Annotated in this window: 9 protein-coding genes and 1 riboswitch; of the genes, 2 read left to right on the forward strand and 7 right to left on the reverse strand. The window is 72.3% G+C overall.

The window, feature by feature from the left end; genetic code table 11:
* Nucleotides 1–31: 31 nt before the first annotated feature.
* The 6 genes from gcvT to D0D15_RS26765 form a co-directional block, all read right to left on the reverse strand.
* Nucleotides 32–1,108 carry a glycine cleavage system aminomethyltransferase GcvT gene (gene gcvT / locus D0D15_RS26740; RefSeq protein WP_369806770.1) on the reverse strand — a complete coding sequence of 359 codons (1,077 nt, stop codon included), beginning with the start codon at nt 1,106–1,108 and terminating at the stop codon, nt 32–34.
* 2 nt (nt 1,109–1,110) lie between these two features.
* On the reverse strand, nt 1,111–3,933 hold the full coding sequence (gene gcvP / locus D0D15_RS26745) for an aminomethyl-transferring glycine dehydrogenase (RefSeq protein WP_115944835.1): 2,823 nt from the start codon (nt 3,931–3,933) through the stop codon (nt 1,111–1,113).
* Between the two features lie 124 nt (nt 3,934–4,057).
* Nucleotides 4,058–4,150: riboswitch (glycine riboswitch) on the reverse strand.
* Between the two features lie 33 nt (nt 4,151–4,183).
* Complete coding sequence (locus tag D0D15_RS26750; protein WP_115944836.1) at nt 4,184–4,948, reverse strand: 3-oxoacyl-ACP reductase; 765 nt, start codon at nt 4,946–4,948, stop codon at nt 4,184–4,186.
* Nucleotides 4,949–4,980: 32 nt separating this feature from the next.
* Complete coding sequence (locus D0D15_RS26755) at nt 4,981–5,679, reverse strand: gamma-glutamyl-gamma-aminobutyrate hydrolase family protein (protein ID WP_094004085.1); 699 nt, start codon at nt 5,677–5,679, stop codon at nt 4,981–4,983.
* Nucleotides 5,660–6,991 (reverse strand): glutamine synthetase family protein, encoded by a 1,332-nt coding sequence (locus tag D0D15_RS26760; RefSeq protein WP_369806773.1) that lies wholly within the window; start codon nt 6,989–6,991, stop codon nt 5,660–5,662. The genes D0D15_RS26755 and D0D15_RS26760 overlap by 20 nt, the downstream gene beginning before the upstream one ends.
* Nucleotides 6,992–7,035: 44 nt before the next feature.
* Nucleotides 7,036–7,503 carry a hypothetical protein gene (locus tag D0D15_RS26765; protein ID WP_094004083.1) on the reverse strand — a complete coding sequence of 156 codons (468 nt, stop codon included), beginning with the start codon at nt 7,501–7,503 and terminating at the stop codon, nt 7,036–7,038.
* A 25-nt stretch (nt 7,504–7,528) separates the two neighbouring features.
* Here D0D15_RS26765 and D0D15_RS26770 point away from each other — a divergent pair, with 25 nt between their 5' ends.
* Nucleotides 7,529–8,128 (forward strand): TetR/AcrR family transcriptional regulator, encoded by a 600-nt coding sequence (locus D0D15_RS26770; protein WP_094004082.1) that lies wholly within the window; start codon nt 7,529–7,531, stop codon nt 8,126–8,128.
* The gene (locus D0D15_RS26775) at nt 8,121–8,933 is read left to right on the forward strand and encodes an amidohydrolase family protein (RefSeq protein ID WP_094004081.1); all 813 of its coding nucleotides are present in this window, start codon (nt 8,121–8,123) and stop codon (nt 8,931–8,933) included. Before D0D15_RS26770 ends, D0D15_RS26775 begins: the two co-directional genes overlap by 8 nt.
* 344 nt (nt 8,934–9,277) lie before the next feature.
* Here the strand turns inward: D0D15_RS26775 and D0D15_RS26780 are convergent, their stop codons facing one another.
* The gene (locus D0D15_RS26780; RefSeq protein WP_094004080.1) at nt 9,278–10,345 is read right to left on the reverse strand and encodes an FAD-dependent oxidoreductase; all 1,068 of its coding nucleotides are present in this window, start codon (nt 10,343–10,345) and stop codon (nt 9,278–9,280) included.
* Between the last annotated feature and the right edge of the window lie 432 nt (nt 10,346–10,777).

The raw sequence follows: 10,777 nt of genomic DNA on the forward strand, positions 1-10,777 counted from the left end.
GACGTTTGTTGGTGATCTTTCGTTGCGCGGGTCAGTCCCGCTGGTAGAACGGCAGCGGAACCACCTCGACCGGCTCGACCCGGCCGCGGATGTCGACGGCCAGCTTCGTGCCCGGCTCGCTCAGCGCGACCGGCACGTAGGCCATCGCCACCGGGTAGCCCAGCGTCGGCGACAGCGCGCCGCTGGTCACCTCGCCCACCGGCTCCTCGCCGGAGAGCACGCGGTAGCCGTGCCGCGGCGCCCGCCGGCCGCCACCGCGCAGGCCCACCAGCACCTCGGACGGCTCCTGCCGGCCCGCCAGCGCCGCCTTGCCGACGAAGTCCGGCTTGTCGAGCTTGACCACGCGGCCCAGGTTCGCCTCGAACGGCGACCGCTGCGTCGACAACTCGTTGCCGTACAACGGCATGCCCGCCTCCAGCCGCAGCGTGTCGCGGCAGGCGAGCCCGGCGGGCACCAGCCCGTGCGGCTGTCCGGCGTCGGTCAGCAGGTGCCACACCGACGTCGCCTCCTCAGCCGGGACGTACAGCTCGAAGCCGTCCTCGCCGGTGTAGCCGGTGCGTGCGAGCAGCACCTCGTGGCCCTTCACGGTCGCCGGCACGCTCGCGTAGTACTTCAGGCTCGCCAGGTCGGCGTCGGTGACCGCGCCGACCACGTCCACCGCCTTCGGGCCCTGCACCGCGATCAGCGCGACCTCGGCCGAGCGGTCGGTGACCCGCGCGTCGAAGCGGGACGCGCGCTCGGTCAGCTCGGCGGCCACGGTCGGCGCGTTGCCGGCGTTGGCGACCACGAGGAACTTCTCGTCCGCCAGCCGGTACACCACGAGGTCGTCGATGACCCCGCCCGCGTTGTCGCAGATCATCGTGTAGCGGGCGCGGCCGGGCTTGACGGCGGACAGCTTGCCGACGAACGCGTGGTCCAGCGCGTCGGCGGCCTGCGGGCCGGTCACCTCGATCTCGCCCATGTGCGAGAGGTCGAACAGCCCGGCCGCCTCGCGCACCGCGCGGTGCTCGGCCAGCTCGCTGCCGTACCGCACCGGCATCTCCCAGCCGGCGAAGTCGGTGAACAGCGCGCCCAGTCCCTTGTGGACGGAATGCAGTGCGGTCCGCATGATCAGCTCCCGTAGGCTTCGATGGACGGGCACGAGCAGACGAGGTTGCGGTCACCGTGGGCGCCGTCGATGCGCCGGACCGGGGACCAGTATTTGTTCTTCGGCGAAACTCCCGCCGGATACACCGCGGTCTTGCGGTCGTAGGGCAGGTCCCAGTCGCCGGTGAGCATCTCGGCGGTGTGCGGCGCGTTGCGCAGCGGGCTCCGCTCGATCTCCCACCGGCCCTCGGCGACGTCCTCGATCTCCCGCCGGATGGCGATCATCGCGTCGCAGAACCGGTCCAGCTCGCCGACGTCCTCGCTCTCGGTCGGCTCGACCATCAGCGTCCCGGCGACCGGGAACGACATGGTCGGCGCGTGGAAGCCGTAATCGACCAGGCGCTTGGCGACGTCGTCGACGGTCACGCCGGTGCGCTTGGTCAGCGCGCGCAGGTCGAGGATGCACTCGTGGGCCACCAGGCCGGTGCGCCCGGTGTAGAGCACCGGGTAGTGCGGGGACAGCCGCGCGGCGACGTAGTTCGCGGCGAGCACGGCGACCTTGGTGGCGCTGGTCAGCCCGGCGCCGCCCATCATGCGGATGTAGGCCCACGAGATGGGCAGGATCGACGCGGACCCGAACGGCGCCGCCGAGATCGGGCCGACGCCGGTGTCCGGGCCCGCGCCGTCGGCGAGCGGGTGGTTGGGCAGGTAGGGCGCGAGGTGCGCGCGCCCCGCGACCGGGCCGACGCCGGGGCCGCCGCCGCCGTGCGGGATGCAGAACGTCTTGTGCAGGTTCAGGTGCGACACGTCGCCGCCGAACTCACCCGGCTTGGCCAGGCCCAGCAGCGCGTTGAGGTTCGCGCCGTCGACGTAGACCTGCCCGCCGGCCTCGTGCACGACGCGGGCGATCTCGCCGATGCCCTCCTCGTACACGCCGTGCGTGGAGGGGTAGGTCACCATGATCGCGGACAACGCGTCGCGGTGCTGCTCGGCCTTGGCGCGCAGGTCGTCCAGGTCGACGTCACCGTTGTCGTTGCAGGCGACCACCACCACGCGCATCCCGGCGAGCACCGCGGACGCGGCGTTGGTGCCGTGCGCCGACGACGGGATCAGGCACACGTCGCGCTCCGGCTGGCCGTTGGCGTGGTGGTAGGCGCGGATGGCGAGCAGCCCGGCCAGCTCGCCCTGGCTGCCGGCGTTGGGCTGCAGGGACACCTCGTCGTAGCCGGTGACCTCGGCGAGCCAGCCGCACAGCTGGTCGATCAGCTCGCGGTAGCCGGCCGCGTCCTCGGCCGGGGCGAACGGGTGCAGGCCGGCGAACTCCGGCCAGCTGATCGGCTCCATCTCGGCGGTCGCGTTGAGCTTCATGGTGCACGAGCCGAGCGGGATCATGCCGCGGTCCAGCGCGTAGTCCTGATCGGACAGACGGCGCAGGTAGCGCAGCATCGCGGTCTCGGAGCGGTGGCTGTGGAACACCTCGTGGGTCAGGAACTCGCTGGTGCGCGCCAGCCCGGTGGGCAGCGCGGTGCGGCCGTCCGCGATGCCCGGCGCGGCGCCGAACGCCCGCAGCACGCGGTCCACGATCTCGGGGGTGGTGACCTCGTCGCAGGCGATCCGCACGTGGTCGTCGTCCACGCGGCCGAGGTTGATACCCGACTCGCGCGCCGCGGCGACCACGGCGGCGGCCCGGCCCGGCACCCGCGTGAGCACGGTGTCGAAGAAGCCCTCGTGCACGACCTCCACACCCGCGGTCCGCAGCGCTTCGGCCAGCCCGGCGGCCAGCCCGTGGACCCGCCGCGCGATCTCCGTGAGCCCCTCCGGCCCGTGGTAGACGGCGTACATCGCGGCCAGCACCGCGGGCAGCACCTGGGCGGTGCAGATGTTCGAGGTCGCCTTCTCGCGGCGGATGTGCTGCTCACGGGTCTGCAGCGCGAGCCGGTAGGCGGTGTTGCCGTCCGCGTCCACCGAGACGCCGACCAGGCGGCCGGGCAGCGACCGCTCCAGACCCTTGCGCACCGACAGGTACCCGGCGTGCGGGCCGCCGTAGCCGAGCGGGACGCCGAAGCGCTGGGTGGTGCCGGCGGCGATGTCGGCACCGAACTCGCCGGGCGCGGTGACCAGCGTCAGCGCCAGCAGGTCCGCGGCCACGGTGTAGAGCGCGCCCGCGTCCTTGGCGACCTTGCCGATCGCCTCGTAGAAGCCCCGGCCGCGCAGCACGCCGGACGCGCCGGGGTACTGCACGACGACGCCGAAGAAGTCCTCCGGCAGCCCGGTGCCCAGGTCCCGCACGTCGACCTCGATGCCGACCGCCTCGGCCCGCGTCCGCACCACCGCGATGGTCTGCGGCAGGCACTCGGCGTCCAGCACGACGCGCGACGACTTCGCCTTCGACGCGCGGCGCATGAGCAGGACGGCCTCGGCGACCGCGGTGGACTCGTCGAGCAGGGAGGCGTTGGCGATGTCCAGGCCGGTCAGGTTCGAGACCATCGTCTGGAAGTTGAGCAGCGCCTCCAGCCGCCCCTGCGAGATCTCCGGCTGGTACGGCGTGTACGCGGTGTACCAGGCCGGGTTCTCCAGCACGTTGCGGCGGATCACCGGCGGGGTGACGGTGTCGCTGAAGCCGAGGCCGATCATCTGGGTCATCGGGCGGTTCTTCGCCGCCAGCGCCCGCAGCTGCGCGGTCGCCTCCTGCTCGGAGGCCGGGGGCAGGTCCAGCGCGCCCGCGGTGCGGATCGACGCCGGGACGGCGGCCTCGACCAGCGCGTCCAGGCTGCCGAACCCGCACTCGGCGAGCATCTTGGCCTGTTCGTGCTCGGAAGGTCCGATGTGGCGATCGGCGAAGGACATCGGGAGCTCCTCATCTACGGGTGCGGGAACTCCCCCTCTGTCATCGGCACCTGAGAGTTTCACCGCGCTCGCGGCTTTCACCTTGGGTGAGACGCGATGCGCGCGCCTGCTTTCCAGAGTGGCCTGGCGCGGAGCGGTAACTGGTACCTGAGAGATTGGCGGGGAAGTTGCTCCTTCGGCGCCCCAGCTGACCTGGGGACTCTCCCGCTCCGGCTCGTGACGGCCTGCTGTTCAGTTGTCCGGCTTCAGTCTACAGCGGGGTAACGTACGCGCCCGAGATACCGCCGTCCACCAGGAACTGCGACGCCGTGATGAACGACGCATCGTCGCTGGCCAGGAAGGCCACGGCGGCCGCGATCTCCTCCGGCTCGGCGAAGCGGCCCAGCGGCACGTGCACCAGGCGCCGCGCGGCCCGCTCCGGGTCCTTGGCGAACAGCTCACGCAGCAGCGGCGTGTTCACCGGACCGGGGCACAGGGCGTTGACGCGGATGCCCTCGCGGGCGAACTGCACGCCCAGCTCGCGGGTCATCGCCAGGACCCCGCCCTTGGACGCGGTGTAGGAGATCTGCGAGGTCGCCGCGCCCATCACCGCCACGAAGGAGGCGGTGTTGACGATCGAGCCCTTCCCCTGCCGCCGCATGTGCGGGATGGCGTACTTGCAGCACAGGTACACCGAGGTCAGGTTGACCTGCTGGACCTTCTGCCAGGCATCCAGGCCGGTGGTGAGGATCGAGTCGTCCTCCGGCGGGGAGATACCGGCGTTGTTGAACGCGACGTCGAGCGAGCCGAAGCGGTCCACCGCGGCCTGGAACAGGGCCTCGACCTGCTCCTCGCTGGTGACGTCGGTGGCGACGAACTCGCCGCCGACCTCGTCCGCGGCGGCCTTGCCGGCCTCGGCGTCGATGTCGGCGATCACCACCTTCGCGCCCTCGCTCGCCAGGCGGCGGGCGGTGGCCAGGCCGATCCCGCTGCCGCCGCCGCCGATCACGACGACCCGGCCGTCGAACCGCTGCATCCCTGTTCCTCCGTACTCCTCGGGTGGACCGGTCACCGGCACGCGGCGACCAGGGCCGCGAACAACCGGACTTCCTGCGTGTCCTGTTCCGGGTGCCACTGCACGCCGACCACGAAGCCCGCGCCCGGCACCTCCACGGCCTCGACCGTGCCGTCCGCGGCCCAGCCGACGGCCCGCAGGCCGTCGCCGAGCCGGTCGACGGCCTGGTGGTGGTAGCACTGGCACTTGGTCTGCGCGCCGAGGATCGCGGCGACGCGGCTGCCCGCGGCGAGCGTGACGTGCGTCGGGCCGTAGACGCCCGGGGACGGCTGGTGCTCGGTGTGGCCGACGCGGTCCGGCAGGTGCTGGATCAGGCTGCCGCCCAGCGCGACGTTGAGGACCTGCATGCCGCGGCACACGCCGAGCACCGGCAGGCCGCGGTCGAGGGCGGCGCGCGCGAGGGCGAACTCGAAGGCGTCCCGCTCGGGGCGGGTCACCGTCTTGTCCTGCGGCTGCTGCCCGTAGCGCGCGGGGTCGACGTCGGCGCCGCCGGAGAGGACCAGCGCGTCCACGGCGGACAGGACGTCGCTGTCCCCTGCCGGGAGCAGGACGGGAATTCCGCCCGCCTGCTTGACCGAGTCCACATAGGAGCGTGGGAGCAGGGCTGCCTCGGTGTGCCAGACGCCCCAGCTCGCTTTTTCGGTGTAGGTGGTGAGGCCGATGACCGGTTTGTCAGAGGCGTTCGAAGCCACGCTGGCGCTCCCAGTCGGTGACGGCGGCGTCGAAGGCGGCGAGCTCGACCCGGGCCGCGTTGAGGTAGTGCTCGACGACGTCCTCGCCGAACGCCGCGCGGGCCACCTTGCTGTCGGACAGCAGCTCCGCCGCCTCGCGCAGCGTGGCCGGGACCCTCGGCTTGTCCGAGTGGTAGGCGTTGCCGGCGAACTCGTCCTCCAGCGGCAGCTCGTTCTCGATGCCGTGCAGACCGGCGGCGATGAGCGCGGCGACGGCGAGGTAGGGGTTGACGTCGCCACCCGGCACCCGGTTCTCCACCCGCAGCGACGGCCCGTGCCCGACGACGCGCAGCGCGCAGGTGCGGTTGTCGGTGCCCCACGCGACGGCGGTCGGCGCGAAGCTGCCGGGCACGAAACGCTTGTAGGAGTTGATGTTCGGCGCGAGGAAGTAGGTCAGCTCACGCAGGCAGGCCAGCTGCCCGGCGATGAAGTGCCGCATCAGCGTCGGGTCTTCGGCGAACACCGGCGTGCCGTCCGTGCCGCGCAGGCTGAGGTGGATGTGGCAGGAGTTGCCCTCGCGCTCGTTGTACTTCGCCATGAAGGTGAGGCTGCGGCCGGTCTGGGCGGCGATCTCCTTCGCGCCGGTCTTGTAGATGCTGTGGTTGTCGCAGGTGCGCAGGGCCTCGTCGAAGCGGAACGCGATCTCGTGCTGGCCGGGGTTGCACTCGCCCTTGGCGGACTCGACGTACATGCCGGCGCCGGCCATGTCGTTGCGGATGCGGCGCAGCAACGGTTCCAGCCGCGCGGTGCCGAGCATCGAGTAGTCCACATTGTACTGGTTGGCTGGTTCGAGGTCGCGGTAGCCGCGGCGCCAGGCCTGCTCGTAGGTGTCGTCGAAGACGATGAACTCCAGCTCGGTGCCGACGTAAGCGGCGAGGTTCCGCTGCGCCAGCCGGTCGAGCTGGCCGCGCAGGACCTGCCGCGGGGAGGCGGTGACCTCGCCGCCCTCGACGCGTTCGACGTCGCACAGGACGAGCGCGGTCCCCTCGTGCCAGGGCACGCGGCGCAGCGTGGACAGGTCGGGGCGCAGCACGAAGTCGCCGTAACCGCTTTCCCAGGAGGAGATCGCGTAGCCGTCGACGGTGTTCATGTCCACGTCGACGGCGAGCAGGTAGTTGCAGGCTTCGGTGGCGTGGGTGACGACCTCGTTGAGGAAGTACTCGGCCGAGCAGCGTTTGCCCTGGAGACGGCCCTGCATGTCGGTCATCGCGACGAGGACGGTGTCCACGGTGCCCTCCTCGGCCAGTTCCCGGAGCCGGCCGAGGGTGAGCATGCCCTTGTTCATGGGTCAAACCTTTGGGGGCGGGCGGTGCGCTGTCAAGCGAGCGCGCGGAGGAGCCGCACGTACGGGCTCCAGCGGGCGGGACGGGCGACCGTGCCGGTGGCCTCCCGCTCGGCGCGGTCGAGGAGGTCCTCGAGCGCGGCGTCGTGCGCCGGACGCCAGAAGAGCGGGTACGTGAGCATCGCCGAGCGCCGTAGCCGGACCACGATGACGTGCCGCAACTCGCTCGTGCCGTCCGGGCCGGGCCGGACGCTGAACTCGTGGTAGCCGTCGAAACCACGCGGACGCAGGAACCGGCACCGGAGCAGGCGGCCGGGTACGTGGTCTTCGACGCGGTAGCGGACCGGGCCGTGGCCGCCGACCGCGCCCGGGGTGAGGTCGAGCCGCATCGGGGGCCAGTACCGCGGCCACAGGCGGTCGTGCGCGCCGCCGAGCGAGTCGAGCAGCTCCCCGATCACCGCCTGGTCGGCCCGGATCCGTCGCGCATGCAGGTTGACCACCATGTATTGGAGAGTAGTCTCTAGAAGCGTGGGCAGGCCACCTCGTTTTCCCGTCGACGATCTGCTGGACGCTGCCCTCCAGCTGTTCGCCGCCGGCGGGACCGAGGCGGTGACCATGTCGGCCCTGGCGCGTGCGGTGGGGGCGCCGAGCGGGTCGGTGTACCACCGGTTCTCCGGCCGTCCGGCGTTGCTGGCCGCGTTGTGGCTGCGGACGGTGCGGCGGTTCCAGAGCGACTACCGCGCGGTCCTGGGCGACGAGCCGTCAGTGGCGGACGTGGTCGAGGCGACGGCTTCGGTGGTGCGCTGGTGCCGCTCGAACCCCGCGGCGGCGCAGGTGCTGTACGCGGGCAAGCGGGCGCTGGGGTTCGACACGTGGTCGGCGGAGGACCGGGCGGCGGCCGACCGGACGGACGCCGAGCTCGACGGCATCCTGCGGACCGCGCTGCGGCCGGTGCGGTCGGCGACCGGGCTGGGCACCGACGAGCTGTTGCTGGTGCTGATCGATCTGCCGTACGCGGCCGTGCGGCGGTATCTGGCGCAGGGGCGGCCACCGCCGGTTTCCGCCGCGGGTCTGGTGGCCCGGGCCGCTCGCACGTTGTTGACCGGCGAAGGGAAGAGCGATGGCTGACGTGATCGACGTGTGGATGCAGCAGCCGAACCAGCGTTTCATGGACCAGCCGTGGCTGGAGACGCTGCTGCGGTGGACGGACATGTCGCGCCGGGTGCCGCGGCTGTCGGCGACGCTCGACGCGATGGACGAGGCCGGGGTTCGGGTCGGGCTGCTGTCGGCGTGGCACGGGCCGGGCGGAGCGCTGATCACGAACGACGAGGTGGCCGAGGTGGTGTCGGCGCACCCGGACCGGTTCGCCGGGCTGGCGTCGGTGGATCTCACGGATCCGGTGCGGGCGGTGCGGGAGGTCCGGCGGTGCGTGCGGAACGGGTTCGTCGGGGTGCGGGTGGTGCCGTGGCTGTGGAACCTGCCGCCGAACGACCGGCGCTACTACCCGGTGTACGTGGCGTGCGTGGAGGAGGACGTGCCGTTCTGCACGCAGATCGGGCACACCGGGCCGCTGTGCCCGTCGGAGCCGGGGCGGCCGATCCCGTACCTGGACGAGGTGCTGCTGGACTTCCCGGAGCTGGTCGTGGTGGGCGGGCACGTGGGCTACCCGTGGCTGGCGGAGGTCCTGTCCCTGGCGACGAAGTACCCGAACTTCTACGTGGACACCTCGGCCTACGCGGTGCACCGGCTGCCCGCGGAGCTGGTGGAGTTCATGCGGGGACGCGGCCGGACGCGGGTGCTGTTCGGCAGCAACTACCCGATGCTGACCCCGGCCCAGGCCCTCAAGCGACTGCCCGACCTGGAGCTGGGAGCGACCCCGGAGGACCTGTTCCTGAGCGGCAACGCCCGGCGGGTGTTCGCGCTGCCGAATTAGTACGCGGGTGCGAGGGCCGGGTTACGGGCGGTGCGGGTGGTCGGCTGCCCGCACCGCGCGCTGAACCCGGCCATGCCCCCACTACCCACTCCCGCCACCACCGACCCGCCAACTCACCGTGCTCTCGCGCTACCGCACCAGCCCCACGTGCACTGAGCCCCGCCAGACACAACCGGCACCCCACTGCCCCCACTCCGCAGCGGCGCCACTGGCCCGCCCAGCCCTGCGCTAACGAACCCGCACGTGCAGTGAGCCCCGCCAGACCGAACTCGGCCAGCACCCTCACTACCCACTCCCCTCCCACTGGGCTCGTGCTGCCGAGATGGCCCGTGCGGTGTCCGAGGTCAGCTTGCGGTGGGCAGCGCCTCGCGCGGGGTGGAGAGCAGCCGGCGGATCTCGCGGACGGCTGCGCGGCCCGCGCGGTTCGCGCCGATCGTGCTCGCGGAAGGGCCGTATCCGACCAGGTGCAGGCGCGGCTCAGCGGCTACGCGGGTGCCCTCCATGCGGATGCCGCCGCCGGGTTCACGCAGGTGCAGCGGAGCCAGGTGGTCCAGGGCGGCGCGGAAACCGGTCGCCCAGAGGATCACGTCCACGCGCTGTTCACTGCCGTCCGGCCACACCACGCCCGTCGGGGTGATGTGGTCGAACATCGGCTTGCGGTCGAGGATTCCGCGGGCCTCGGCGTCGCGCACCTGGGGCGTCCGCATCAGGCCGGTCACGCTGACCACGCTCGCCGGCGGCAGGCCCGCCCGGACCCGGCGCTCGACCTTCGCCACGGCTTCGCGGCCCAGTTCGGGGCCGAATTCGACGTCCTTGAACACCGGCGGGCGGCGGGTGACCCACGTGGTGCCGCTCGCGAGGTCCGCGATCTCGATCAGCAGCTGCACGGCCGACGTCCCGCCGCCGACGACCAGGACGTGCCGGCCGCGGAACTCCTCTGCGCTGCGGTAGTCGGCGGTGTGCAGCTGGCGGCCGGTGAACGTCTCCTGGCCGGGGTAGTGCGGCCAGAACGGGCGGGTCCAGGTGCCGGTCGCGTTGATCACGGCGCGGGCGGCCCAGCTGTCGCCGGCGCTCTCGACGAGGAGCCGCTCACCCTCGTCCCGCACGGCTGCCACCTCGACCGGGCGCCGGACCGGCAGGTCGAACGCGCGCTCGTAGCGGTCGAAGTACTCGGCGACGACCTCCGAGGCCATCCGGTGCTCGTCCTGCTCGGCGAAGGCCATGCCGGGGAGGTCGTGGAACTTGTGGACCTTGTCCAACCGCAGCGACGGCCACCGGTGCCGCCACGCGCCGCCCGGCCCCGGGTTCTGGTCGAGGACGACGAACTCCAGACCGGCCCGCCGGAGGAAGTAGGCGGCCGACAGCCCAGCCTGCCCCGCCCCGATCACCACGACGTCGGTTTCGCTGCGCACACCGGGTACAACCGCCCGGACGGCACGCCACTTCCCGAGCGTGGCACGCAGCACGTCCGGCACACGACGCAGAGACGCGAAACGCACAGCCCTCGCGAGACGGGAGGCACGGAGCGCGGAGCGACACGGACGCGCGGTGGCGCAGTGGCGCGAGGCGCACGGGGTTTGCGCGGCGCCGGGGCGCGGGAGGGCGCGGCGCCAAGGGCGCGGGGCTCGCGCAGAGCGCGGGGCTCGCGCGGACGGCGAGGCGGGAGGCGCGCGGTGCGGAGGCGCGAGGGCGCCGGGGGCGCGAGGCATGCGAAGCGCGAAGCGGGACGCGCGGAACGCGCGGCAAGCGCGGAACGCGGGGGCGCGCCAGGCGGGGGTGGGCAGTCATGCAGGTGTCTCTTCTACACCTCTGACGCTGCCGAAGAATAGAGATGCGTAAGTAGC

The sequence above is a fragment of the Amycolatopsis thermalba genome, assembly GCF_003385215.1.
In the GTDB taxonomy this organism is placed as follows: Bacteria; Actinomycetota; Actinomycetes; order Mycobacteriales; family Pseudonocardiaceae; genus Amycolatopsis_E; species Amycolatopsis_E thermalba.

Excerpts from the sequence above, each read along its gene's own strand:
- gcvT (WP_369806770.1), bottom strand. The coding sequence starts at position 1,108 with ATGCGGACCGCACTGCATTCCGTCCACAAGGGACTGGGCGCGCTGTTC.
- gcvP (WP_115944835.1), bottom strand. The coding sequence starts at position 3,933 with ATGTCCTTCGCCGATCGCCACATCGGACCTTCCGAGCACGAACAGGCC.
- D0D15_RS26750 (WP_115944836.1), bottom strand. The coding sequence starts at position 4,948 with ATGCAGCGGTTCGACGGCCGGGTCGTCGTGATCGGCGGCGGCGGCAGC.
- D0D15_RS26760 (WP_369806773.1), bottom strand. The coding sequence starts at position 6,991 with ATGCTCACCCTCGGCCGGCTCCGGGAACTGGCCGAGGAGGGCACCGTG.
- D0D15_RS26765 (WP_094004083.1), bottom strand. The coding sequence starts at position 7,503 with ATGGTGGTCAACCTGCATGCGCGACGGATCCGGGCCGACCAGGCGGTG.
- D0D15_RS26775 (WP_094004081.1), top strand. The coding sequence starts at position 8,121 with ATGGCTGACGTGATCGACGTGTGGATGCAGCAGCCGAACCAGCGTTTC.